Origin of the sequence: Actinotalea endophytica (assembly GCF_025717005.1) — a bacterium.
Classification (GTDB): domain Bacteria; phylum Actinomycetota; class Actinomycetes; order Actinomycetales; family Cellulomonadaceae; genus Actinotalea.
The window spans coordinates 233,755-256,614 of record NZ_JAOVZU010000006.1; the positions used below are offsets into that span (position 1 = coordinate 233,755).

Annotated in this window: 23 protein-coding genes, 1 tRNA gene, 1 pseudogene and 1 riboswitch; of the genes and pseudogenes, 14 read left to right on the plus strand and 11 right to left on the minus strand. The window is 73.5% G+C overall.

Features of this window, described 5'->3' with window-relative positions:
* Nucleotides 1-10 precede the first annotated feature (10 nt).
* The 8 genes from OEB99_RS12150 (at nt 11) to OEB99_RS12185 (ending at nt 4,748) form a co-directional block, all read left to right on the plus strand.
* Nucleotides 11-505, plus strand: coding sequence for a wax ester/triacylglycerol synthase domain-containing protein (locus OEB99_RS12150; protein WP_263577529.1), 495 nt, complete (start codon nt 11-13; stop codon nt 503-505).
* Nucleotides 506-551: 46 nt separating this feature from the next.
* Nucleotides 552-1,052 (plus strand): MauE/DoxX family redox-associated membrane protein, encoded by a 501-nt coding sequence (locus OEB99_RS12155; RefSeq protein WP_263577530.1) that lies wholly within the window; start codon nt 552-554, stop codon nt 1,050-1,052.
* A 15-nt stretch (nt 1,053-1,067) separates the two neighbouring features.
* Nucleotides 1,068-1,934, plus strand: coding sequence for a DsbA family protein (locus OEB99_RS12160; RefSeq protein WP_263577531.1), 867 nt, complete (start codon nt 1,068-1,070; stop codon nt 1,932-1,934).
* Between the two features lie 137 nt (nt 1,935-2,071).
* Nucleotides 2,072-2,146: transfer RNA gene (locus OEB99_RS12165), tRNA-Thr, on the plus strand.
* Between the two features lie 244 nt (nt 2,147-2,390).
* Entirely contained in the window at nt 2,391-2,798 is a 408-nt protein-coding gene (locus OEB99_RS12170) for a hypothetical protein (protein WP_263577532.1), read from the plus strand.
* A 29-nt stretch (nt 2,799-2,827) separates the two neighbouring features.
* Nucleotides 2,828-3,433 carry a signal peptidase I gene (locus OEB99_RS12175; protein WP_263577533.1) on the plus strand — a complete coding sequence of 202 codons (606 nt, stop codon included), beginning with the start codon at nt 2,828-2,830 and terminating at the stop codon, nt 3,431-3,433.
* 38 nt (nt 3,434-3,471) lie between these two features.
* Complete coding sequence (locus tag OEB99_RS12180) at nt 3,472-3,900, plus strand: hypothetical protein (protein WP_263577534.1); 429 nt, start codon at nt 3,472-3,474, stop codon at nt 3,898-3,900.
* On the plus strand, nt 3,900-4,748 hold the full coding sequence (locus OEB99_RS12185) for a hypothetical protein (protein WP_263577535.1): 849 nt from the start codon (nt 3,900-3,902) through the stop codon (nt 4,746-4,748). The genes OEB99_RS12180 and OEB99_RS12185 overlap by 1 nt, the downstream gene beginning before the upstream one ends.
* A gap of 53 nt (nt 4,749-4,801) precedes the next feature.
* On the opposite strand, the gene OEB99_RS12190 is transcribed toward OEB99_RS12185, so the two are convergent.
* On the minus strand, nt 4,802-5,659 hold the full coding sequence (locus OEB99_RS12190) for an SGNH/GDSL hydrolase family protein (protein ID WP_411910693.1): 858 nt from the start codon (nt 5,657-5,659) through the stop codon (nt 4,802-4,804).
* A gap of 99 nt (nt 5,660-5,758) precedes the next feature.
* A riboswitch (cyclic di-GMP riboswitch) is annotated at nt 5,759-5,833 on the plus strand.
* Between the two features lie 239 nt (nt 5,834-6,072).
* Here OEB99_RS12190 and OEB99_RS12195 point away from each other — a divergent pair.
* Nucleotides 6,073-6,483 (plus strand): hypothetical protein, encoded by a 411-nt coding sequence (locus OEB99_RS12195; protein ID WP_263577624.1) that lies wholly within the window; start codon nt 6,073-6,075, stop codon nt 6,481-6,483.
* Between the two features lie 81 nt (nt 6,484-6,564).
* Here OEB99_RS12195 and OEB99_RS12200 read toward each other — a convergent pair.
* Nucleotides 6,565-7,221, minus strand: a pseudogene (locus OEB99_RS12200) (uracil-DNA glycosylase); the annotation flags it as partial.
* Nucleotides 7,222-7,323: 102 nt separating this feature from the next.
* Between OEB99_RS12200 and OEB99_RS12205 the strand changes: the two are divergent.
* The 3 genes from OEB99_RS12205 to groL all read left to right on the plus strand — a co-directional run bounded on the left by OEB99_RS12205 (nt 7,324) and on the right by groL (nt 10,166).
* Nucleotides 7,324-7,611, plus strand: a complete 288-nt coding sequence (locus OEB99_RS12205) for a DUF3263 domain-containing protein (RefSeq protein WP_263577537.1) — start codon at nt 7,324-7,326, stop codon at nt 7,609-7,611.
* Between the two features lie 79 nt (nt 7,612-7,690).
* Entirely contained in the window at nt 7,691-8,338 is a 648-nt protein-coding gene (locus tag OEB99_RS12210; protein WP_263577538.1) for a LytR C-terminal domain-containing protein, read from the plus strand.
* A gap of 202 nt (nt 8,339-8,540) precedes the next feature.
* The gene (gene groL, locus OEB99_RS12215) at nt 8,541-10,166 is read left to right on the plus strand and encodes a chaperonin GroEL (protein ID WP_263577539.1); all 1,626 of its coding nucleotides are present in this window, start codon (nt 8,541-8,543) and stop codon (nt 10,164-10,166) included.
* A 101-nt stretch (nt 10,167-10,267) separates the two neighbouring features.
* Here groL and OEB99_RS12220 read toward each other — a convergent pair whose 3' ends face one another.
* The 7 genes from OEB99_RS12220 to OEB99_RS12250 all read right to left on the minus strand — a co-directional run bounded on the left by OEB99_RS12220 (nt 10,268) and on the right by OEB99_RS12250 (nt 17,348).
* Nucleotides 10,268-10,546: a DUF4031 domain-containing protein gene (locus tag OEB99_RS12220; protein WP_263577540.1), complete on the minus strand. Its 279-nt coding sequence runs from the start codon at nt 10,544-10,546 to the stop codon at nt 10,268-10,270.
* Nucleotides 10,547-10,646: 100 nt separating this feature from the next.
* Entirely contained in the window at nt 10,647-10,934 is a 288-nt protein-coding gene (locus tag OEB99_RS12225; protein WP_263577541.1) for a WXG100 family type VII secretion target, read from the minus strand.
* Nucleotides 10,935-11,206: 272 nt separating this feature from the next.
* Nucleotides 11,207-11,941: an HD domain-containing protein gene (locus tag OEB99_RS12230; RefSeq protein ID WP_263577542.1), complete on the minus strand. Its 735-nt coding sequence runs from the start codon at nt 11,939-11,941 to the stop codon at nt 11,207-11,209.
* A gap of 78 nt (nt 11,942-12,019) precedes the next feature.
* Nucleotides 12,020-13,642: a sensor histidine kinase gene (locus tag OEB99_RS12235; RefSeq protein WP_263577543.1), complete on the minus strand. Its 1,623-nt coding sequence runs from the start codon at nt 13,640-13,642 to the stop codon at nt 12,020-12,022.
* On the minus strand, nt 13,639-14,361 hold the full coding sequence (locus OEB99_RS12240; RefSeq protein ID WP_263577544.1) for a response regulator transcription factor: 723 nt from the start codon (nt 14,359-14,361) through the stop codon (nt 13,639-13,641). Before OEB99_RS12240 ends, OEB99_RS12235 begins: the two co-directional genes overlap by 4 nt.
* 158 nt (nt 14,362-14,519) lie before the next feature.
* The gene (locus tag OEB99_RS12245; RefSeq protein ID WP_263577545.1) at nt 14,520-15,254 is read right to left on the minus strand and encodes a PspA/IM30 family protein; all 735 of its coding nucleotides are present in this window, start codon (nt 15,252-15,254) and stop codon (nt 14,520-14,522) included.
* A gap of 75 nt (nt 15,255-15,329) precedes the next feature.
* Nucleotides 15,330-17,348 carry a TPM domain-containing protein gene (locus OEB99_RS12250; protein WP_263577546.1) on the minus strand — a complete coding sequence of 673 codons (2,019 nt, stop codon included), beginning with the start codon at nt 17,346-17,348 and terminating at the stop codon, nt 15,330-15,332.
* A gap of 198 nt (nt 17,349-17,546) precedes the next feature.
* Between OEB99_RS12250 and OEB99_RS12255 the strand changes: the two genes are divergently transcribed.
* Nucleotides 17,547-18,311, plus strand: coding sequence for a type 1 glutamine amidotransferase (locus tag OEB99_RS12255; protein WP_263577547.1), 765 nt, complete (start codon nt 17,547-17,549; stop codon nt 18,309-18,311).
* Between the two features lie 25 nt (nt 18,312-18,336).
* Here the strand turns inward: OEB99_RS12255 and OEB99_RS12260 are convergent, their stop codons facing one another.
* A complete protein-coding gene (locus tag OEB99_RS12260) occupies nt 18,337-19,986 on the minus strand; it encodes a DNA repair helicase XPB (protein ID WP_263577548.1) in 1,650 nt (549 codons plus the stop codon).
* A gap of 50 nt (nt 19,987-20,036) precedes the next feature.
* Nucleotides 20,037-22,385: a helicase-associated domain-containing protein gene (locus OEB99_RS12265; RefSeq protein WP_263577549.1), complete on the minus strand. Its 2,349-nt coding sequence runs from the start codon at nt 22,383-22,385 to the stop codon at nt 20,037-20,039.
* A 60-nt stretch (nt 22,386-22,445) separates the two neighbouring features.
* Here OEB99_RS12265 and OEB99_RS12270 point away from each other — a divergent pair, with 60 nt between their 5' ends.
* Nucleotides 22,446-22,790 (plus strand): hypothetical protein, encoded by a 345-nt coding sequence (locus OEB99_RS12270; protein WP_263577550.1) that lies wholly within the window; start codon nt 22,446-22,448, stop codon nt 22,788-22,790.
* The last annotated feature ends 70 nt before the right edge of the window (nt 22,791-22,860 follow it).

Below are 22,860 nucleotides of genomic sequence, written 5' to 3' on the forward strand. Positions count from 1 at the left end.
TCCTCGCTGCGTGACCCGAGCGCCCGCCCGCGGCCTGCCACCAGTCCTGGTGGTGCTGCTCGGCGCGCTCACGAGCGTCGTCGCCGGTGTCATGGCGCTGTCCCGGCACGCCGAGGTCCTCGTGCACCAGTGCGTGGCCGACGGCACGGCCGGGGCGATCGGCCTCCGGCTCGCGTTCCTGCGCCACGACGCGGCGTGCCCGTCCGGTGAGCTCGCCGTCGGCGGGGACACCCGTCAGGTGGTCGGCGTGGTCGTGCTCGTCGCGCTCCCCGTGGTCGTCGCGCACCTCCTCGGCGCCGTCGCCGGGGTGAGCCTGGTCGCCCGGGTCAGGTCGGCGCTGCGCACGGTGCGCGACGTCCTGGCCGGCCTGGTGCGGCCGCGGACCGCGGTCCGGGTGCCGGTCGTGCGAGCGCGCTGGACACCGTTCGAGGTGACGCACGCGCGCCTCGACGACCCGTGGCTGGCGGTCCCCACGCTGCGTGGCCCCCCGGTGGTGCCTGCCTGAGGCGCGTCGGTCCCGGCGCGCCCCTTCCCGCGCACCTGGAGACCTGATGAACGAACCCGTTGTGTCCCGATGGGCACGGACCCAGCCGTGGGTGTCGACGCTGCTGCGGCTCGTCCTGGCCGGGGTCTGCCTGTGGGCGGGCCTGGCCAAGGTGGGCGACCTGCCTGCCAGTGTCCGTGCGGTCCGGGCCTTCGAGCTGCTGCCCGAGGCCCTGGCCAAGCCTGTCGGCTACGGCCTGCCCGTCCTGGAGATCGCGCTCGGCGTGCTCCTCCTGGTCGGGCTGCTGACCCGCTATGCGGCTGCGGTGGTCGCTCTGCTGATGGTGGCCTTCATCATCGGCATCTCCGCCGCCTGGGCTCGTGGCCTCGCGATCGACTGCGGCTGCTTCGGCGGCGGCGGACCGACCGAGCCCGACCAGACCCAGTACCCGCTGGAGATCTTCCGCGACCTCGCGATCGCCGCCGGTGCGGTGTTCCTGGTGCGGTGGCCCACCTCCCGCTTCTCCCTCGACCAGACCCTCGGCCTCGTCGTCCCCGACGAGGCCTGACCCGGAAGGAATCCCATGTCCTCCTCACCGAAGGACCGCCGCGAAGAGGCGAAGGCCGCCGCGGCCGCCCTCAAGTCGCAGCAGGCGAAGGCCGCTGCGCGCCAGCGCACCATCGCGATCGCCGCTCTGGTGGTCGGGCTCGTCGTCGTCGGCGTGCTCGTCGCCGTGATCCTCAACAACGGCAGCAAGGGCGGCTCGGCCGCCGCGACCGGCGACCAGGTCACGCCTGCCTCCGTCTCGACCCGGGGCGGCGTCGTGTTCGACAGCACCGGGCTGCTCCAGCCCGGTGCGGACGCACCGGGTGAGGACGGCGAGCTCGGCACCGCGGACGACCTGGTGTGGCCGCAGAGCCTGGCCGCGTCCGGCGGCCCCGTCGTCGTGAGCGTCTACTTCGACTTCATGTGCCCGTGGTGCGGGTACTTCGAGCAGACCCAGGGCGCCACGCTCGACAAGCTGCTCGCGTCGGGTGACATCGTCATCGACTCGCACCCGATCGCGATCCTCGACCGCTACTCGAACGGCACGAACTACTCCAGCCGGGCCGCTGCGGCCGCGTTCGCGGTCGCCGAGGGGTCCCCGGAGCACTACTTCGACTTCGTCGAGGCGATGATGGCCGACGGCACGCAGCCCGAGGAGAACAGCGACGGCCTGACCAACGCCGAGATCTCGGCGATCGCCGCCGGCGTCGGCGTGCCGCAGGAGGTTCTGGACCAGATCGAGTCCGGTGCGTTCGTCGACTACACCGCGACCGCGACCGACCTCGCCTCGCAGGACCTCGGTCAGCTCCAGACACCGACAGTGCTGCTCAACGGCCAGCAGATGACCGAGAACTGGACCGAGGACGGCGTCCTCGAGCAGGCGATCGAGGCCGCGAAGGGCTGATCCGTACGTCAGAGGTGGCCCGGGACCCGCGCGGTCCCGGGCCATCGGCGTCCCGGCCCGCCACGCACGGGCTGGCAGACTGTGGCCTGCTGCTCCACGGCGCGTGAGGCCTTCGGTCCGTGCCGGGGCGCAGCACCGCCGCCTTAGCTCAGTGGTAGAGCACCCGCCTTGTAAGCGGACGGTCGTCGGTTCGAATCCGACAGGCGGCTCCACGGGGCTGCGGCGCTCCGACTGCGCCGTTCGGGTGACCGTGTTGTCCGCGTGGGCCCTCAGTTGTCCGTTTCACCCTGGTTCTCGGTCGGGATCGCAGACGAGTCGGGCGAAACGGCGTCATGCGGGCTCAAGGTTCGGATCTCTTCGGACGAAAGATCATCTGGCCGGCCCACCCAGCCGGCTGCCCCCCAGCGGCGTCGTTCCCCCGAGCGCGCCCACCCGACACGAAGGACCCGCCTCGCCATGCCCATCAGCCGTCGCAAGTCCGCTGCCATCGCCCTCGCCGTCCTCGGTGTCGCCGGCCTCTCGCTGGCCAGCGCGTCGACCCTCGACCTCACCGGCGGCACCGTGCAGGCCGGTGTCACCGACCTCACCGACTGCCAGACCAGCGGTGACATCACCATCGGCTTCGGAACCCCCGGGTTCGCCGGTGGCTCCTACGGCGTCAGCTCGGTCGTGCTCCAGGACGTCGACGCCGCGTGCGCCGGCAAGGCCGTCCGCGTGACCCTCCTGGACGACGCCGGTTCACCGGTCGCCGCCGAGCTCACCACGACCGTCGCGTCCCCGTTCGCCGGTGGCGACGTCAGCCTGACCAGCGCCGCGGTCGCCGCCGCGTCGATCTCGTCGGTCGCCGTGGTCATCTCCGACTGACCGGACCCGCACTTCGGCCAAGCCCGGCGATGACCGCCACCGAGGCTCCCGCAACCGGCGCAGGACTCCTGCGCCGGTTGCGGCGTCACGCCGGTGACGCGCTGTTCCTGGTCACGGCCCTGGTGGTCGGCTGGTTCCTGTGGCCGACGTCGCTCGGTGGCTGCACGACCCTGACGATCGTCTCCGGTCACTCGATGGAGCCGACGTACTACACCGGGGACCTCGTGGTCGCGCGGTGCGGCGGCTACCAGGTCGGCGACATCGTCGTCTACAACCCGCCGGACGTCGGTGAAGCCCGGGTGATCCACCGGATCGTCGGCGGCGACGCCGCCGAGGGCTGGGTCATCCAGGGCGACAACAACGACTTCCTCGACCCGTGGCAGCCGACCGACGAGCGGATCCTGGGCCGGGCCGTGCTGCACCTGCCGAAGGTCGGCCTGGTCGGCACCGTGCTGGTCAGCCCGATCACCTGGGTGTCGCTGCTGCTGGTCGCGGCGGCCCTGGTGATCTGGCCGTCGAAACCTGAACCCGAGGTGGACGCCGCGCTTCCCGACGGCGGCGCGTCCCCGCCGACGGAGGGCGACGAACCGGACCCGGAGCGCGACGTCGCGCCGCACCCGGCCGACGTCGTCTGACCCCCGCGGTCCCTCAGCCCCTGATACCTGGAGCCCCGATGCCTCGCCTGCGACCCACCCGGCGCGCCGCTGCGCTGGCGTTCGCGGTGCTGGGCCTCGCCGGGCTCTCGGCGGCCTCGGCGTCCCAGCTTGCGGTGGACGGCGGGACGATCCAGTCCGGCGTCGGCCTGGTGGTGGACTGCCAGCCCGCCGGGACACCGATCCGGGTCGAGCTCAGCAGCGCCTTCACCTCGGGCGCCTACCGGACCACCGGCGTCCGGTTCAGCGGCGTCGACGAAGCGTGCGACGGCCTCCGCTTCCGGATGCAGCTGATCAGCACCACCGGGACCGTGATCGACATCGACCCGTCGACCTCCGCGACCGACGTCGGGGGCAGCGTGGGGCTCGCCGGGGGCGTGTTCACCGTGCCGGTGCCGAGCACTCCCACGACCTCGATCGGGACCGTGGCGCTGGTGGTGACCGACTGATGCGCGGCATCACCGTACGGCGCCGAGCGGTCGTGGCCGCGCTGACGGCGCTCGCCGCCGCGGGCATGGTGACGGCGTCGGCCTCCGCCCTGGACGTGTCCGGCGGGACGCTCTCCGCGTCGAGCGTCGGGCACCCGTGCCCGGGCACCGCGCTGGCGTCACCGGTCGGTTCGACGGACTGGTTCAACCCCGGTTACGCGGGCCTCCAGGTCACGCTGCCCGAGGGCTGCGCAGAAGCGACCGTGGACGTCACCGTGCTGTCCGGCAGCACCGTGGTGGCCCAGGGCGCCGGCACGGTGGACGGCACCGCGACCGTGGCGACCGACCTGTTCACCGACCCGGACGTCACCGTGCAGGCGACCGTCGACGGCTGGGCCCTCCGGGTGGCGTACTCGTACGTCCCGCCGGCCACGTGCACCGTCACGGCCGGCTCGGGGACCTGCGACGCGACCGTGACGGTGTGGACCGGCCAGCGGCCGGGCGGATCGTCATCGGCCCTCTACTTCGACGTCTGGGTCACCACGACCTCGAGCTCGTGGCTCACCTGGGAGGTCACGTTCGACCTCGGCAACCCGTACTACGGCCAGACCGTCACCAGGCTCGGCAACTCCGACCTGGACTCCTACACCGACGCCGTCACGACGTGGTCGCAGGGCGGCTACGTCAACGACGTCCACCGGACGAGCGACTGCTCCGCGCTGCCGTCGCTCACCGTGGCCGGCGACACGACGAGCCGGAACAACAACCGCGACTTCGCGGTGGTGCGGGCCGGTCGCGACCGCTTCTTCTCGCTCGTGGTCAACCGCACCGAGACCGGCTACGACGACGTCCTGACGCCCGGCTGCTGACCGAGCCCGCGATCGGGCGACGGCCGCGCGGGCGGGCGGTACGACCGGCGCCCTCAGCCGGGTTCGACGGGCTCCAGCGCCGGGCGCTTCGCGCGGCGCGTGTCGCCCGAGGAACGGCCGCGCAGGCGGCGGGTGGCCCACGGGTACGCGTGGTCGCGCAGCCACACGGCGTCGGTGCGCACCTGCTGGCTGCGCGGCAGGCCCGGCAGCGGTGTCAGCGGGTCGTCCCATCGTTCGTCGTCCGGCTCCAGGCCGAGCGCCACCAGGGCCGCCTGCGCGACGCGGCGGTGCCCCTCGGTGGTGAGGTGGATGCGGTCCGGTGCCCACATCCGCCAGTCGCGCAGCGACCGCATGCCCCACACATCGACGACGTACGCGCCGTGCCGGCGCGCGATCGTCCAGATGTTCGCGTTGAGCACGCCGGTACGGCTGCGGGTGTGCCGCACGACCGGGCTGTCGTGGGTGTCCATCCCGGTGGCCAGCAGGACGTCCGCGCCGGTGGCCCTGACCTGGACGACCGCCTCCTCGAGCAGCGCGCCGAGGGCGTCCGGGTCGCCGTTGGGCCTCAACAGGTCGTTGCCGCCGCCGATCACGCTGACCAGATCGGGTTCCAGCCGGAGGGCGGCGGGCACCTGGTCGCGGACGATGGGACCGAGCAGGCGTCCGCGGATCGCCAGGTTCGCGTAGGTCACCGGGGTGTCGGAGGTGTGGTCCGCCCTGGCCGCCAGGTGCCCGGCGAGCAGGTCGGCCCAGCCGCGGCAGACCAGGGCCGGGTCGGTCGTCGTGGTCCGTTCGGGTGGGGCGGCACCGGGGACGTCCCACAGGCCCTCGGTGAACGAGTCCCCGACGGCGACGTACCGCCGCCAGGCCGGGGTCCGGGGTGTGGCATCCGAGTGGCGCGATCGGGTGATTCCCACGCCGCAGATCACCTCCAACACGCACAGGTCGGGACGAACCGGGCGCTTGCGGACCTGGACGCGACCGACGCCCTCGGTCATCCTGTTCATGTCAGCGACAAACGGCAAACCCACCGTGAGGTGGGGACGCAAAGCCACGGGACCCTCCGGGTCAGCCGGGCCACCGAACGACAGAGGATCGACCATGAGGGCACCTCGGGGCTCAGCTCCCCTTCCCACCCGTGAGGCACGCATGACGCGTGCCCGGGGTGCGGCGTGCCGCGGTCCCATCAGGAAGGGGACCACGCTCCCGATCTGACGGGAGAAGTACTGCCCCGACACCGCAGGATGCGCGACCGGGGCACGACCGGAGGGCACGGACGTCCGCCGGAGCAGCACCCGGGAGCGGGACCCACGGAGGGGGACACGTGAGCAGCGCGAGCACTCGTCGGGCCACAGCGGTGGCCCTTGTCGTGATGGCCTTGGCGGCCGTCCCGACGGCGAACGCTCTCGGCTCCGGTCTGTCCGCACCCGGTCTGCTCATCGGCAGCTCCGCTGCGGATCCGTGCGGGAGCTCTGCGATCGAGGTCGACTACGACCTCGCCTATGACGTCGAGCTCGGTGGATACGGGGTGAGCGCCGCCTGGTTGTCGGGACTGGACGAGCGCTGCCAGGGATACGACGCGATCGTCTCCCTCAACGGGCCCGGGGGGGCGCCGTTGGCCGAGATGACCACCGAGATCGATGCGACGCGGGTACGCGTCGTGGTACCGGCGGCCACGCCGGTCGCTGCTGAGCAGCTCACGGGGGTGAGCGTCGTGCTCAGAGGAGGGGCCTGACCCCTCATGCGGTTGACGTGGCGGCGCCCCCCCGGGGGGGGGGGGGGGCGGGGCGCGGGCCGCGGGGCGGGCCCCCCGCCGCGGCGGGGGGGGCCGCGGCGCGAGCAGCGCGTCGACGCGGGAGAAGGGCCGTGAGCCGAAGAACCCGCGGGCGGCGGACAGCGGGCTCGGGTGCGGGCTCGCCACGGCAGGCACGCCGCGCAGCACGGGCCGCAGCTCCTGCGCCTGGCTGCCCCAGAGCACCGCCACCAGCGGGCCGCCGCGCTCCACGAGGGCCTCGACCGCGCATGTCGTGACCTCCTGCCAGCCGAGGTCACGGTGTGACGCGGGGGTCCCTGCGCGCACCGTGAGCACGCGGTTGAGCAGCAGGACGCCCTGCTCGGTCCACGGGGTGAGGTCGCCGTTCGGCGGGGGTGGGCAGCCGAGGTCGGCGGACAGCTCGGTGAAGATGTTGACCAGCGAGCGTGGCACCGGTCGCACGTCCGGCGCCACCGAGAACGCGAGCCCGACGGCGTGCCCCGGCGTCGGGTAGGGATCCTGCCCGACGACCAGCACCCGGACCTCGGACATCGGCCGGGCGAACGCCCGCAGCACGGCGTCGCCCGCAGGCAACCACGCCCGGCCGGCGCCGTTCTCCGCGCGGAGCGCGTCCCCGATGCGTCGCAGCGTGGGCTCGACGGGTGCGAGGGCCTCGGCCCAGTCGGGCGCCATGATCTGGTCGAGTGGCTGGCGTGGCACATCCGCAGGGTAGAGCGACCGGGGCGCGCGCGGCCCGGACGGCCGAATGACAGGCGTGTGATTCCGGCACTACGATGACGGGGTCGGTCAGGAGGGAGAACCATGGACGCCGTCGCACACCGGGTCGCCCAGGTGGTTCCCGAGCTGTCCGAGCGTGACCGTGAGGTCCTCGCCTTCGAACGTCAGTGGTGGAAGTACGCCGGCGCCAAGGAGCAGGCGATCCGCGAGCTGTTCGACATGTCGGCGACCCGCTACTACCAGGTCCTCAACGCCTTGATCGACTCCCCGGCCGCTCTCGCGCACGACCCGATGCTGATCAAGCGCCTGCGTCGGATGCGCTCGTCGCGGCAGCGCGCCCGCACCGCGCGCCGCCTCGGCGTCGAGGTCTGAGCCTCCCCGCGGGCCGACTGATCGAAACCCGTCGGCCATCCGGGTGGAGGACTCGGCGCGAGCGGATACCCTGTCCGCCGTGAGGTCGGCCGACTACCCGTATCCCCCAGACGAGTTCGACGCCGCCGCGAACGCCGGCGGACCGCGCGGCGTGCACCGCACACCGCGCTCCACGTGGAGCCGGTGGTGGCCGTGGCTCGTCGCTCTCATCGTCTTCCCTGCGCTCGCGTTCGTCGCGGTGACGCTGCTGTCCGGCGGGACCCTGTTCGGGTTCGGGATCGGCGCGTCGGGCTCCGAGTCGTCGTCGACGTCGGCCACGAGCACGGCGACCGAGTCGGCGACCGAGTCGGCGACCGAGACGCCGACCGAGACCGCCACCGAGACGCCGACCGAGACCGCCACCGAGACGCCGACCGAGACCGCCACCGAGACGCCGACCCCCGAGCCCGACCTCGCACGCACGGTGCGGATCGACAACGCGACGACGACCTCGGGCCTTGCCGGTGGCGCGCGTGACGTGCTCGAGGCGGACGGGTTCACCGACGTGTCGACCGGGAACTGGAGCGGCGCCGACGTCGGCACCTCGGCCGTCTTCTACCCGACGGCCGAGGACGTCGGCACCGCGGCCCGGATCGCCGAGACGCTCGGCATCACCCGGGTCGAGGAGAACGCGGACCTCGCCGGCGACGTGGTGCTCGTGGTCCTCGAGGCGGACTACACGCCCTGAGGCTGTGTCCTGGTCGCCAGGACGCCCGCTTGCACTCGCCGTGCCCGAGTGCCAATAATCTGCTTAGCACTCTCGCGACGAGAGTGACAGCACAGCTGGCCGGGTGAGACCGGGCCGGGCGCGGGACGTGACCGCGGTCGGCCCGCGTCGTCCGTCGCGGGCACCGCGGCCAGACACCGCCACACACGGAGGACAGTTCCGCATGGCCAAGATCATCGCGTTCGACGAGGACGCACGTCGCGGCATGGAGCGGGGCATGAACGCCCTCGCCGATGCCGTGAAGGTCACCCTCGGCCCCAAGGGCCGCAACGTCGTGCTCGAGAAGAAGTGGGGCGCGCCGACCATCACCAACGACGGTGTGTCGATCGCCAAGGAGATCGAGCTCGAGGACCCGATGGAGAAGATCGGCGCCGAGCTCGTCAAGGAGGTCGCGAAGAAGACCGACGACGTCGCGGGTGACGGCACCACCACCGCCACCGTGCTCGCCCAGGCCCTGGTCAAGGAGGGCCTGCGCAACGTCGCCGCCGGCGCGAACCCGATCGCCGTCAAGCGCGGCATCGAGAAGGCCGTCGAGGCCGTCACCGGCGAGCTGCTCAAGGCCGCCAAGGAGGTCGAGTCCAAGGAGGAGATCGCCGCGACCGCAGGCATCTCCGCCGGCGACCCGGCGATCGGCGAGCTCATCGCCGAGGCGATGGACAAGGTCGGCAAGGAGGGCGTGATCACGGTCGAGGAGTCCAGCGCCCTGGGCCTGGAGCTCGAGCTGACCGAGGGCATGCGCTTCGACAAGGGCTTCCTGTCGGCGTACTTCGTCACCGACCCGGAGCGTCAGGAGGCCGTCCTCGAGGACGCCTACGTGCTCCTCGTCGAGTCGAAGATCTCGAACGTCAAGGACCTGCTGCCGCTGCTGGAGAAGGTCATCCAGGCCGGCAAGCCGCTGTTCATCGTGGCCGAGGACATCGAGGGCGAGGCCCTGGCGACCCTGGTCGTGAACAAGATCCGCGGCACCTTCAAGTCGGTCGCCGTCAAGGCCCCGGGCTTCGGCGACCGCCGCAAGGCGATGCTGCAGGACATGGCGATCCTCACCGGGGGTCAGGTCATCTCCGAGACCGTCGGCCTCAAGCTCGAGAACGCCGGCCTGGAGCTGCTGGGCCAGGCCCGCAAGGTCGTCGTGACCAAGGACGAGACCACCATCGTCGAGGGCCAGGGCGACGCCGACCAGATCGCCGGCCGGGTCTCCCAGATCCGCGCCGAGATCGAGAACTCCGACTCGGACTACGACCGCGAGAAGCTCCAGGAGCGCCTGGCCAAGCTCGCGGGCGGCGTGGCGGTCATCAAGGCCGGTGCCGCGACCGAGGTCGAGCTCAAGGAGCGCAAGCACCGCATCGAGGACGCCGTTCGCAACGCCAAGGCGGCCGTCGAGGAGGGCATCGTCGCCGGTGGCGGCGTCGCGCTCATCCAGGCCGGCAAGAACGCGTTCGAGGGCCTCGTGCTCGACGGTGACGAGGCGACCGGTGCGCGGATCGTGCAGCTCGCGATCGACGCCCCGCTCAAGCAGATCGCGGTCAACGCCGGTCTCGAGGGCGGCGTCGTGGCGGAGAAGGTCCGCAACCTCCCGGCAGGCCAGGGCCTCAACGCCGCGACCGGCGTGTACGAGGACCTGCTCGCCGCGGGTGTCAACGACCCGGTCAAGGTGACCCGCTCGGCGCTGCAGAACGCCGCGTCGATCGCCGCGCTGTTCCTCACCACCGAGGCCGTCGTGGCCGACAAGCCGGAGAAGAACCCGCCGGCGGCGATGCCGGACGGCGGCATGGGCGGCATGGACTTCTGAGTCCTGCTCCACCGACACGCAACGGCGGGCGTCCCTTCGGGGGCGCCCGCCGTTCGTCGTGCCGGGGCTGCGTCGCGCGGCGGACCGTCCGGTCCGCTCGCTCAGTGTCGGTCGCGGTGCCGGTCGCGCGCGGGCACCCGGAGCCCTGAGGCGCGCAGCCGGCGCACGAGCTCGCGGGTGTCGACGAGCTGAGCACCGAGAGCGAGCAGCTCGTCGTAGCGCTCGGCCGGGACGTCGTAGTGGTCCAGGTCGAAGCCGCGCTCGGGTATCCCGGCTCGTGCCGCGAACTCGTGGAGCTCGCCCAGGGAGGCATCGCTGACCAGGTGGCCCCAGACGCGCCCGTGGCGCGGCCACAGTGGCGGGTCCACGAGCACGGTCATCCGCCGATGCTGTCACGTGGCCCGTGGCTCCGCGCGGCGCGGCGCCGGCCAGGCGCCACGGCGGGTGTGCGGGCGGCCCGGGGCGCGCCCCGCGTGTGCCCTACCGCAGGAACAGGCGCGTGGCCTGCTGCTCGGCGGCGTCGTAGTGCTGTGCCGCCGCACCCAGCGCTGCGGTGATCTGGTCCAGGCTCTCCTCGACCCGGCGCTGGGTGGCCGTCCAGTCGGTCAGCACGCCCGCGAACGCGCTCGCCGCGCCGCCCCGCCAGCCCGCCTGCAGGTCGGTGAGGTGGCGCAGCAGTGCCGCCACCTCGGTCCGGATCGCGCCGACCGACGCGGCCGCCGCGGACGACGCCCGGGCGACCTGATCGCTGTCGACCTCGTACCTCATGGTTGCTCCCTTCGTCAGGGCAACCAGGGTGAGACGGAGGCGGACGGCAGCCCGCGCGGGTCCGCGGAGGTCGTGGACGCGCACGCCACTCCCGAGACGGGGGACGGCCAGACGCCCTCGGGGCTGGGAGGCGCCCCGCGAACGGCGGCCCGCGCGTGGGTGAGGGTCGTCTCAGGCCCGGGCCGGTGCACCGGGCGGGTCGTCTCAGGCCCGGAGCGGTTCCGCCTGCCGGGTCGTCTCAGGCCCGGAGCGGTTCCGCCGGCCGGGTCGGCTCAGGCGTGGGCGTCGTGCGTCTCGTCCGCCGAGGCGTGCTCCGCCTCGATCCCGGCGAGCTCCTTCTCGAGCCGGTGCAGCTCGGCCCGCAGGTTCTGCCGGGCCGGCTCCTCCCACGCGGCGCCGAGCGGCGTCTGGAAGAGCGTGTCGCGCTGGTCGAGCTTGCGCAGGATCGCGATCCGCGCGCGCACGAACTCCTCGACCGGGAGGTGTGCGTACTCGGCCCGTACCTCGGCGAGGTACGTCTTGTAGCGCTGCGGGTCGCCGGCGAGCATCGCCAGATCGGCGTCGCACAGCACACCGCAGTCGACGTCCTCCGGCTTGGGGGCGTGGCGGCGCAGTGCGGTCACCAGCTCGGCGACCCGGTCGGCGCGCTCGGCGGGCATCCCCAGCTCGATGAGCTCGGCACGGGCCAGCGCGGCCGAGGCCTGCTCGTCCTCACCGCCCCTGCGGTCGTAGGAGGCGCCCTCGTCGGCGTCGAAGATCGCACCGTGGTACCAGGCGCCGAGGCGCACGAGGTCGGGCTCGTGCGTCTCGCGCTCGAGCTCGTCGACCCGCGCCAGGACGTCGGTCAGGTGCCGGATGTTGTGGAAATGCCGTCCGGCCTGCATCCAGCGCCCGATGAGGCGGTCGCCGGTCTCGACGACCTCGGCCTCGTCAGCCGTCGTGCCGGCGTGCTGGCACGTTCGTACCCACTCCCTGATCAGCCACTCGGGCGCGTCGGGAACAGTCATGACACTTCCGTCCGTCGATGACAACGGTTGGACATCGTAGCCCGCTGCTGCGGGACCTCTGACCACCTCCTCGACGGGTCACCCCATCCGGTGACCCTGCTCGATCCGGGAGTCGTCGTCGTCGATGTCGCCGGACCGGTCCGCGGGCCCGTCGGCCGCATCGCCGGGCTCGGCCGTGTCGGCGCTCTCGGCTGCTGTGCGCGGTGCGTCGTCGAGCTCGACCTCGAGCTCCTCGAGGTCGTCCAGGTCGTCCGCGTCGGCGTCCTCCTCGATGGCGGCGAGGATGACCCGGACCGTGGTGCCGCCCCCGGGCGTGGCCGCGAGCTCGACGCGCCCGCCGTGCGCCTCGACGATCGCGGCGACGATCGCCATGCCGAGACCGGCGCCGCCGGACTCGCGGCCGCGTGCGGCGTCGATCCGGTAGAAGCGCTCGAAGACCCGTGCCGCGTGCTCCGGGGGGATGCCGGGACCGTGATCCCGCACCTCCAGGATCGCCGCGCCGTCGGTCCGGCCGACCGCCAGCTCGGTCGGGGTGCCGCCCGGAGTGTGCTGGACGACGTTGCCGATCAGGTTCGCGACCACCTGCCGCAGGCGGGCCTCGTCGCCCCAGGCCAGGGCGCCCGCCGTGGTCCCGCCCTCGGCGAGCGGCTCGAGACGGACCGGGCGTGCGGAGTCCAGCGCGCGCAGGTCGGCGACCGCGTCCGCGGCGAGCACGGCGAGATCGACGTGGTCACGGTGCATCGGGCGGTTCTCGTCCAGCCGGGCCAGGTGCAGCAGGTCCTCGACCAGGGCGCCCATCCGGTGCGCCGAGTCCTCGATCCGGCGCATGGCCGCGGCGTGCTCGTCGGGCGGCAGCGCGCCGATCCGGTAGAGCTCGCCGTACCCGCGGATCGTGGCCAGCGGCGTGCGGAGCTCGTGGCTGGCGTCGGCGACGAACCGCCGCATCCGGTCCTCGGAGGCGGCCCGTGCGTCGAAGGCCTGCTCGATCTGGGAGAGCATCGTGTTGAGCGCGGCGGAGAGCCGGCCCACCTCGGTGGTCGGCGGCTCGGGCGGGACGCGTCGCGACAGGTCGCCCTCGGCGATCGCGGCGGCGGTGTCCTCGATCCGGCGCAGCGGGCGCAGCGAGCGACGCACCGCCCACCACCCGGCGAACGCCCCGACGACCACCACGCCCAGCGCGATCCCGCCGAGGAAGAGCTTCATCTCGCGCAGGGTCGCCTCGGCCGAGTCGAGCGGCAGCGCGACCGCTACCGCGCCGACGATGGCCGATCCGCTCGCGGGCTTGACGAGAACCCGCCAGTGGCCGTCGCCCGTGGTGTCGTCCACCGTGAAGGCCTTGCCGTCCAGCGCGATCACCTGGTCGGTCGTCAGCGCGGGGATCACCGGCGCGCCGCCGTCGTCGTTGATCGACCAGGTGTCGAGCGTGCCGCCCTCGGCGTCGAGGAACGTCACGTGGTAGTCGCTGAAGCCGCGTTCGACGGCCTCCTCGTTCCCTCGGATGCCGCTGTGCAGCGCCTGGTCGACCACCGGCTGGGCCGCGGTCGACAGCTGGGAGTCGATCTGGCTGATCAGCGTGCGTTCCAGGAGCGTCAGGGCCACGCCGCCGCTGAGCAGCAGGCCGACCACGAGCAGCCCGGTGAACACCGCCGTCAGCTGGGTGCGCAGCGGCAGTCGCGACCAGGCGGAGCGGTCCTCGCTCATCGCGGCGCGCTGCGCAGCACGTACCCGACGCCGCGCTTGGTGTGGATCAGTGGCTCGACCTCGCCGAGTTCGGGGTCGCGGTCGACCTTGCGTCGCAGGTACGAGATGTAGGACTCCACGATCGACCCGTCGCCGCCCCAGTCGTACTGCCACACGTGGTCGAGGATCTGGCTCTTGGACAGCACCCGGCCGGCGTTCAGCAGGAGGTAGCGCAGGAGCGCGAACTCGGTGGGGGACAGCTCGATCGGGTGTCCGGCGCGGGTCACCTCGTGGGAGTCCTCGTCGAGCTCGAGGTCGGAGTAGCGCAGCACCGAGGCGTCGTCGGCCGGCCCGCGGCCCGTGCGGCGCAGCACGGCGCGGATCCGGGCCACGACCTCCTCGAGGCTGAACGGCTTGGTCACGTAGTCGTCGCCGCCGACGGTCAGGCCGGTCACCTTGTCGCTGGTGTCGTCGCGTGCGGTGAGGAAGAGCACCGGGACGTGCTGGCCGCGCTCGCGCATCCGTCGGGTGACCGCGAAGCCGTCGAGGTCCGGGAGCATCACGTCGAGCACCACGAGGTCGGGGTTGACGTCCGCGATGGTGGACAGTGCGCTCGCACCGTCCCCCGCAGGGTGCACCTCGAAACCTGCGAAGCGCAGTGACGTGGTGAGCAGCTCACGGATGGTCGGTTCGTCGTCGACGACGACGAGCCTGGCCTCGGGCGCGGCGGAGTCAGCCATGGGTTCAGTCTGCGCGCGGAACCTGGGAAGCGCCTGGGAGCCCGCTGGGTGTGTCCGCCCGGTGCTGCACGCACTGCGACGAACGCGGCCGGGTGCGCACCGGGCGGCCGTCGAGGGCCGCCCGCGCACACCCGGCCGCGTTCGGCCGAGCCCGAGCGTCAGGCGTCGAGCTGCGGGGTGCCGCCGGCCTTCATCGCAGCCAGCCGCGCCTCGATCTCGAGGGTCTCGCCGGCGTCCTCGAGCTCGGCGAACTGCGCGTCCAGCGAGGACGCGGCGATCTCGGCCTGACCGGCCACCCGGGCCTCGTCGCGGCGCACCTTCTCCTCGAAGCGGGACAGCTCGGAGGTCGGGTCGAGGACGTTGATCGAGCCGATCGCGTCCTGCACCTGAGCCTGCGCCTGGGCGGACTTGGCGCGCGCCACGAGCTCGTCGCGCTTGGACTTGAGCTGGTCCAGCTTGAGCTTCATCTGGGTGAGGCCGTCCTTGAGCTTGGCCACCACCTCGGTCTGCGAGGCGATCATCGGCTCGGCGGAGGACGCCTCCTGCTCGAACTGGATCTGCTTGCCGAGCGCGACCTTCGCCAGGCCGTCGAACCGGTCGGCGTCCGCGGCGTTGCCCTGGCCGCGCAGCTGGTCGGCCTTGGACGACGCGGCGAGGGCCTTCGCGCCCCACTCCTTGGCGGCGGCGACGTCCTCGGCGTGGTCGGCCTCGGCCAGCCGCAGGTTGCCGATGGTCACGGCGACCGCGTCCTCGGCCTCGGCGATCGAGTTCGTGTAGTCCCGGATCATCTGGTCGAGCATCTTCTCCGGGTCCTCGGCGCGGTCCAGCAGGGCGTTGACGTTCGCCTTGGTGAGCTGGGCGATGCGCCCGAGGATCGTCTGCTTCTCGGCCATCGTGATGCCTTCCTTCGGTGTCGGTGCGGGTGGTCGTCGGGGTGCCGGTGAGTCAGGTCGCGGGGGTCGAGGAGGTCAGAAGCGGCCCCCTCCGCCGCGGCGTCCGCGCGTGCCGCCGCCCCCGAAGGACCCGGCGGACCGGCCGCCGCGGTGCGGTGCGGAGAAGCCGCCACCGCGCGAGCCGCGCGGCGTGCGCATCGGGCTGCCGAAACCGCCCGTCCCGCCGCGCATGGCCTGGCCGAGCAGGATGCCGCCCAGGACCATCGACGTGGTGCTGCCGCCTCCGCCGGGACCCCGTTGCTGGCTCGCCTGCCACTGCCGGACGTCGGCCTCGGCGAGCTGCTGCGCGGAGCCGGCGAGCTGTCCGGCGCGCTGCGCCATCGGCAGGGCCACCATCGGGTCGGTCGCACTGGCCTTCTCGGCCTCCTGCGCGAGCCGGGCCGCCTCGGCGAGCCTCGTCCGGGCCTCGGCTCCGACGGCGCCACGTCGGGTCTCGATGAAGTCGGCGACCGAGCGGATCTGCGTGCCGACCTGGCCGAGGGTGTTCGCGAGCTGTGCGCGGGCCCGCTCGGCCCGGTCCGCGGCCTCGCGTGCCGGGCCGAGCGCGGCGTCGAGGGCGGCCTCCGCCTCGGTGAGCCGGCGCAGGGCCGCGAGCAGGTCGCCGCCCTGCCGGGCCGCCGTGGCCTCGGAGATCACCTGGCGCGCCACGCCCGCGGCGGCGGTCACCGCGGGGTCGGACGGCGCGAGTCGTTCGGCGTCCGCGACGTCCGCACCGATCGAGGCGAGCGCGGCGTCGACCTTGGTGCCGGCCTCGGCGAGGTCGGCACGCGCGTGGTCGACGGCGTCGAGGAGACGGACCGCCTGCTCGACCGAGTCCTCGGCTGCCCGCGCCAGCCCGACCGCGGCGGCCCGGTCGGTCTCGACCACGGCGAGCCCCCTGTCCACGGACTCGCGAGCCCCGGCGAGCAGCGCCTCGGCCTGGTCGGCGTTGTCGGCGACGGAGCTGAGCGCTGCCGGGGTGAAGGTCGTGGCCAGCGAGGACAGCGTCGCGCGGGCGCCGCCCAGCCGGGAGGAGACCTCGTCGGCGCGCTGCCGGGTCTCGGCGAGCACCTGCGGCGCCCGGGACTGCAGGTCGCGGAGACGGTCGAACTCGTCCGCCTGAGCGTCGAGCTGCTCGTCGGCAGAGCGGCACAGCTCGAGGATCTGGGTCATCATCGCGCGGGCCTGGGGCTCGGTCTCGGGCTCGGAGTCGTCGAGCTTCTGCCGGAGGGCGAACGCCTGCGCGAGCGACGACGTGGCCTGCGCGAGCACCTCGGTGAACCGGCGGGTCGCCTCGACGCCGAACTGCGCCTGCGCGAACCCGAGCTCCTGCTCGGACGTCTTGACCGCGTCGTCGAGCTCGACGAGTGCGGCGCTCGCCCGCCTGCCGAGCTCGGCGGTGGGCAGCTTCGTCGTGTCGTCGGCGGCGGTCCCGCGACTCCGCGAGCGGCGGGAGGCGACGAACCAGAAGATGCCGATCACGACGAGCCCGATGATCCCGGCGACCAGCAGGCCGCTCACGCCGCCGGACGAGCCCGAGGCGGTGCCGCCGGACGCTGCATCCTCGATCGCGCTCGCGGTGGCGATCGCAGCGCCGGCCCAGTCGTCCTGTGCGAGGTGCTGCTCGGCGGTGCGCTCGATCTCGCCGAGCTGGTCGTCGGTGAAGGCGATGGCGTCGTCGACCGAGAGGTGGTACTGGCGGTCGTCCACCGCCACGGCGAGCAGCAGGTCGTCCCGTCCGAGGCCCGAGGCCGTCGCGGTCTCGTTCGCCCAGTCCGCCGCGCTCATGCCGTCGAACGACGGGACGTAGGCGACGAACAGCTGGTAGCCGGTGTCGGCCTGAAGCTGGTCGAGGGCGTCCTGCACCTCCGTGGCCTCGGAGTCGCTGAGCACGCCGGCCGTGTCGGTCAGGTCGGCGGGGAGATTCCCCGGTTCGTCGGCCCACGCCGGCGCGGCGAGGGTGCCGGCCAGGAGGGTCAGGACGAGGGCGGCGACGGTGCGCCACCTCTCCCGACGTCGGGGGACACGGGGGCCGGGCGCTGCACTGCCGATCACGACCATGATCCTCGACCACCCGGCACGGGACTCGCAACGCCCACCCGGGCGGCCACGGTCGCCGCACGGCACCCGGACCGGTCGGCCACAGACTCGGGCCGGGGCGTGGCGAGAATCACAGCGTTCTGTGTGAAGGTTCACATGCCTGTGACCGGATGGACCCCCGTTTGGCTCCGAACGCGTCCGTACACTTCCCGGGTGAGACTGACAGTGCTGGAAAACGTGGCGGCGGTTCCGCTCGACCGGTTCGCCGGTTGGCTCGCCGAATCTCCCCAGGCTCCTGAGATCGTGACGGTCCGCCCGTGGGCGGGCGACGCGGTCCCGAGCCTCGACGACTGCGGCGACGGGCTCATCGTGCTCGGCGGTCTGCAGAACGCCTACGACGACGCCGTGGCTCCGTGGCTGCCCGCCACCCGTGCCCTGCTCGGTGAGGCGACCCGCTCCGGGCTCCCGACGCTCGGTCTGTGCCTCGGCGCCCAGCTGCTCGCGGTCGCGAACGGCGGCACCGTCCAGGTCAGCGCCCCTCCGGGACGTGAGGCCGGCGTGATCGACATCGTGCCGCGACCGGCCGCCGCGCACGACGCGCTGCTGGACCGCCTCGCGGCCGACGTCCCGGCCGACCACCCGGCCGGCGGCGGCGTGCTCGCCAAGATGCCCTCGATGCACGCCGACGCCGTGGTGAACCTGCCGGTCGGCGCCACCTGGCTGGCGTCGTCCGCGCAGTACCCGTACCAGGCGTTCCGGGTCGGCGAGTGCGCGTGGGGCCTGCAGTTCCACCCGGAGGCCTCGGCCGAGACTGTGCTGGCCTGGGCGCGCGACTTCGAGGACGTGGACGCCGACGCCGTCGCGGCCGAGATGGCCGAGCACGCCGAGGCGATCGAGTACGCCGGGCGCGCCCTGGCGTTCGGGTTCGCCGAGGTGGTGGCCGACGAGGCCGCCGCGATCGCCGAGCTCGTCGGCTGAGCTCATCGCCTGCGGTGCGCAGGCGTCACTCGGCCGGGTCGGCCTCCAGGTCGTGGGAGTCCACGATCGTGTAGGCGTAGCCCTGCTCGGCGAGGAACCGCTGGCGGTGGGCGGCGAACTCCTGGTCGACGGTGTCGCGGGCGACCACCGCGTAGAAGTGCGCGGTACGCCCGTCGGCCTTGGGACGCATGATCCGGCCGAGCCGCTGGGCCTCCTCCTGACGTGACCCGAACGAGCCCGAGACCTGGATGGCGACCGCTGCCTCCGGCAGGTCGACGGAGAAGTTCGCGACCTTGCTGACCACCAGCCGGGAGATCTCCCCGGCCCGGAACGCGTCGAACAGCCGTTGGCGCTCGCGGACCGTGGTCTGACCGGTGAGCAGCGGGGCGTCGAGGTGCTCGGCGAGCTCGTGCAGCTGGTCCAGGTACTGGCCGATCACCAGCACCTGCTCGTCGGAGTGACGCGCGACGAGCTGCTCGACGACCCGGTTCTTGCCGGACGCCGAGGCGGCGAGCCGGTAGCGGTCCTCCGGCTCGGCCGTCGCGTAGACCATGCGCTCGGTCTCCGGCAGGGTCAGGCGCACCTCGGTGCACACGGCCGGAGCGATGTAGCCCTGCGCCTCGATGTCCCGCCACGGAGCGTCGTAGCGCTTGGGCCCGATCAGGGAGAACACCTCGTCCTCGCGACCGTCCTCGCGCACCAGGGTGGCGGTGAGGCCGAGCCGCCGGCGGGCCTGCAGGTCGGCGGTCATCCGGAAGATCGGTGCGGGCAGCAGGTGCACCTCGTCGTAGACGATCAGCCCCCAGTCGCGGGCGTCCAGCAGCTCGAGGTGCGGGTAGACGCCCTTCCGCTTCATCGTGAGCACCTGGTAGGTGGCGATCGTGACCGGGCGGACCTCCTTGCGTGCGCCCGAGTACTCACCGATCTCGTCCTCGGTGAGGGTCGTGCGGCGCAGCAGCTCGTCGCGCCACTGCCGGGCCGCGACGGTGTTCGTCACCAGGATCAGCGCGGTGGTCTTGGAGTGCGCCATCGCGGCCGCGCCGACGATCGTCTTGCCCGCGCCGCAGGGCAGCACCACGACGCCCGAGCCGCCGTGCCAGAAGGAGTCGGCGGCCTGCTGCTGGTAGGGCCGCAGCGCCCAGCCGTCGGTCACCAGGTCGATCAGGTGGGCTTCGCCGTCGACGTAGCCGGCCAGGTCCTCGGCGGGCCAGCCGAGCTTGACCAGGGCCTGCTTGAGGCGACCGCGCTCGGAGGGGTGCACCGCGACGTCGTCGGTGTCGAGCCGCGCGCCGAGCATCCCGGCGGTCCGCTTGGAGCGCAGCACCTCCTCGAGCACCGCACGGTCGAGCGCGTGCAGCACCAGCCCGTGCGTCGGGTGGTCGACCAGCTGCAACCGGCCGTAGCGGTCCATCGTCTCGGCGAGGTCGACCAGCAAGGCGTGCGGCACCGGGTAGCGCGAGTACTCGATCAGGGCGTTGACCACCTGCTCGGCGTCGTGGCCGGCCGCTCGTGCGTTCCAGAGACCGAGCGCGGTCAGCCGGTAGGTGTGCACGTGCTCGGGAGCGCGCTCGAGCTCGGCGAACGGGGCGATCGCGCGACGGGCCTCTTCCGCTGCGGGGTGGTCGACCTCGAGCAGCAGCGTCTTGTCGCTCTGCACGATCAGCGGTCCGTCCATGCCTCTCCCGTCGAGTGGTCAGGTTGTCGAGTGGTCAGGCTGTCGATCGGTCAGGTTGCCGAGCGGTCGGCGTGCAGGTCCTCGCCGCTGCTCGGCTCGGCCGGCTCGGCGCCGACGATCCGGTGCACCGCGACGATGAGCTCGGACTCCCGTTCGGCATCCAGCACACGGACCCGGCCCGCGTCGACCCGGAGCACACGGACCCGGCGCCGGGAGGGCCCGGACGGGCCGGCCACCTCGAGCCAGACCTCGCGCCCGGCCGCGGCGGCCTCGCGCAGCAGTCCCAACGTCTCGACGGGCTCCGCTGTTCCCTGGTCCTCGGGCTCCGGGTCCGGTGTCCCGGCCAGGTCGGCCGCGACCCGCTCGAGGCGCCGTCGGCCGAGCGCGGGGTCGGGCACGGTGCGCCGGCGGAGTCGGACCCGGTGCGCCGTTGGGGTCAGCCGCACGGCGAGGCCGTCGGCGTCCTCGAGAACGGCGGGGAGCCCGGCGGCCCGGACGGCCTCGACGAGCTCTGCGGGTGGCGCCGTGGCGATCAGCACGCCCGGTGCGACCAGCCGGGCGCCGAGCCCGCGCATCGCCGCGTGGCCGGTGAGCGTGGCGAGCGCGGCCGGGTCGCCGCGCAGGTAGGCGAGTGCGCTGCCGGCCCGGACCTGGCCGTGCCGCCTGGCCGCGTCGCTGACCAGGTACTCGAGTGGTTGGGGCACGCCGGTGCGTGCGTGCGCGCCGAGCGCGGCGAGGATCTCCTCCGCGGTGCGACTGTCCAGCGCGGACCGCACGCTCGCCTCGGTGAAGCGCACGGTGAGCCCGGCGCCGCGCGACTCGACCTCGGCGATCTCGGTGAGCAGGGCTGAGAGCCGGTCGCTCGGCCGGCCGGGCACGATGCCGGTCAGGTCCCCGCCGAGCAGGACCTCGTCCACCGGTGCGGGCAGCACTGCCTCGAGCGCGTCGGCCGTGCGGCTCGCCCACCCGTCCGACTCGTCCGGGCGGCCGTCGGTGCCCGACGCCTCGACGGCGCCGTCGATCAGGTCGAGCAGGGCACGGGCGTGCGGCGCCAGCACGCCCGCTCCGCTGACCCCGAGCAGGGCGGCCTCGTCCAGCACGGCGCGGACCGCGTGCTCGGTGGGTGCCGTGCGCGGCGTGCGCCAGGCCAGCTGGGCGTGCACGTCGGCCGGGTCCAGGCGGCCGTCGCCCGCGTCGGCGAGCACCTGGAGCACCGCCGCGCGCAGCCGGGCCGCCCAGGGCCGGTGGTTCGTGGGGTCGAGCGCGGAGCGCAGCGCGCCGGCGTCGTCGCGGGTCCCCACCAGCCACGGTGCACGGTCGCTGGCCAACCAGGCGCCGGCGAGCTCCGCCCATCGTTCGCCGATGCCTCGGGAACCCCACTCGTCGGCCAGCGTGGTCGGGCAGAAGACGGGCTCCTCCTCGCCGTCGTCGGCCACCAGCTGGGCGGCTCCCGCGACCTCGACGAGCACGGCCGCGGTTCCCGCGTCGACGTCCAGGGCGCCGGCCACCCGGCGCAGCTCGCGCACGCCGAGGCCGCCGGCCCGCAGCACCGGGGCAGGGGTCCGGCCCCAGGTCGCGACCAGCTCGGCGGTCAGTCGGACGGCCTCGAGCGCGTGGCGGGCGGCCTCTCCGGCCACCAGCCCGGGGTCCACCGGTGTCGGCTCGAGACGGGGCCGGACCGGCGGCTCGGCCCGCAGACGACCGCCGCGCCGCGCGAGTGCCACCTCGCGCGGCAGGAGGACGTGCTGGGGGTCGCCGACCGCGAGCAGTCCATGCTGCAGGAGCCACGAGACGGCGGTGTGCCCGGGTGCGTCGCGGCTCGGGCTGCGGCCCACCGGTGGACCCCACGCGAGCGCGTCGAGGACGGCCGGAGCCCCGGCCGGGGCCGTGTCCAGGAGCTCGGTGATCGCGGCGGGGTCGGCGAGGTGGGCCGCGATCGCCTCGGGGGACGGGTCGGGCACGCCGAGCACGTCCGCGAGGGCCGCGAGGGTCTCGGGCGTGCGGCGGGCGAGGGTCGTGGACAGGCTCGGGCCGAGCCCTGCCGGCCAGGGGCCGAGCAGCTCCGCAAGCCCGGGGGTCGCGTGCAGCCCGTCCTCGTCCGCCCAGGCGAGTGCCCGTTCCAGGGCGTCGGCGACCCAGTCGGCGGCGTCGGCGCCGAGCGCGGCGGCGACGTCCTCGGCGCTCACCGGGGCCGGCAGGACGAGCAGCGCGTCGAGCGTCGCCAGGACGCCCGCGTCGACGGTGGCCAGCGCGCGGTCGAGGCTCGCGCGGGTCGTCGCCCGGGCCGCGAGCGCGCGGACGGAGGCGGGCGGCGGTGCGGCCAGGTCGCGGCGCAGCTCGAGCAGCGCGACGAGGCCGTCCGGGCCCAGCGCACGCAGGTGCTCGGTGAACGTGGCCATCCGCACCACGATACGGCGGCCGTCGCGCCCGGCCGGGCGCGGGCCCTTAGCATCGTCGCCGTGGAGATCGTCAAGAACCTGCTGCTGGTGCTGCACTTCGTCGGGCTCGCGAGCCTGCTGGGTGGGTTCCTGGTGCAGATGAAGCCCGCGGTGAAGACCGTCAACCCGGCGATGCTGCACGGCGCCCTGACCCAGCTGGTCACGGGGGTCGCGCTGGTCGGGGTGATCGAGGCGATCGGCGAGCACGAGCTCAACTACCCGAAGATCATGACGAAGACGGCCGTGCTGCTGGTGATCACGGGCCTGGTCTTCGTGTTCCGCGGTCGCGAGCGGGTACCCACCGGGGTGTGGGGCGCGATCGGTGGGCTCACGCTGCTCAACATCGTGCTGGCGGTGTTCTGGTAGGCCCGTTCGGGTGCAATCCCGACGACCGGCCGGGGAACCGGCCGGTACCCTGGTTCCTGCCCTGACAGAA

Excerpts from the sequence above, each read along its gene's own strand:
- OEB99_RS12185 (WP_263577535.1), top strand. The coding sequence starts at position 3,900 with ATGCGCGGCATCACCGTACGGCGCCGAGCGGTCGTGGCCGCGCTGACG.
- OEB99_RS12155 (WP_263577530.1), top strand. The coding sequence starts at position 552 with ATGAACGAACCCGTTGTGTCCCGATGGGCACGGACCCAGCCGTGGGTG.
- OEB99_RS12245 (WP_263577545.1), bottom strand. The coding sequence starts at position 15,254 with ATGGCCGAGAAGCAGACGATCCTCGGGCGCATCGCCCAGCTCACCAAG.
- OEB99_RS12175 (WP_263577533.1), top strand. The coding sequence starts at position 2,828 with ATGACCGCCACCGAGGCTCCCGCAACCGGCGCAGGACTCCTGCGCCGG.
- OEB99_RS12205 (WP_263577537.1), top strand. The coding sequence starts at position 7,324 with ATGGACGCCGTCGCACACCGGGTCGCCCAGGTGGTTCCCGAGCTGTCC.
- OEB99_RS12240 (WP_263577544.1), bottom strand. The coding sequence starts at position 14,361 with ATGGCTGACTCCGCCGCGCCCGAGGCCAGGCTCGTCGTCGTCGACGAC.
- OEB99_RS12260 (WP_263577548.1), bottom strand. The coding sequence starts at position 19,986 with ATGGACGGACCGCTGATCGTGCAGAGCGACAAGACGCTGCTGCTCGAG.
- OEB99_RS12265 (WP_263577549.1), bottom strand. The coding sequence starts at position 22,385 with ATGGCCACGTTCACCGAGCACCTGCGTGCGCTGGGCCCGGACGGCCTC.
- OEB99_RS12220 (WP_263577540.1), bottom strand. The coding sequence starts at position 10,546 with ATGACCGTGCTCGTGGACCCGCCACTGTGGCCGCGCCACGGGCGCGTC.
- OEB99_RS12225 (WP_263577541.1), bottom strand. The coding sequence starts at position 10,934 with ATGAGGTACGAGGTCGACAGCGATCAGGTCGCCCGGGCGTCGTCCGCG.
- OEB99_RS12170 (WP_263577532.1), top strand. The coding sequence starts at position 2,391 with ATGCCCATCAGCCGTCGCAAGTCCGCTGCCATCGCCCTCGCCGTCCTC.
- OEB99_RS12180 (WP_263577534.1), top strand. The coding sequence starts at position 3,472 with ATGCCTCGCCTGCGACCCACCCGGCGCGCCGCTGCGCTGGCGTTCGCG.
- groL (WP_263577539.1), top strand. The coding sequence starts at position 8,541 with ATGGCCAAGATCATCGCGTTCGACGAGGACGCACGTCGCGGCATGGAG.
- OEB99_RS12160 (WP_263577531.1), top strand. The coding sequence starts at position 1,068 with ATGTCCTCCTCACCGAAGGACCGCCGCGAAGAGGCGAAGGCCGCCGCG.
- OEB99_RS12230 (WP_263577542.1), bottom strand. The coding sequence starts at position 11,941 with ATGACTGTTCCCGACGCGCCCGAGTGGCTGATCAGGGAGTGGGTACGA.
- OEB99_RS12235 (WP_263577543.1), bottom strand. The coding sequence starts at position 13,642 with ATGAGCGAGGACCGCTCCGCCTGGTCGCGACTGCCGCTGCGCACCCAG.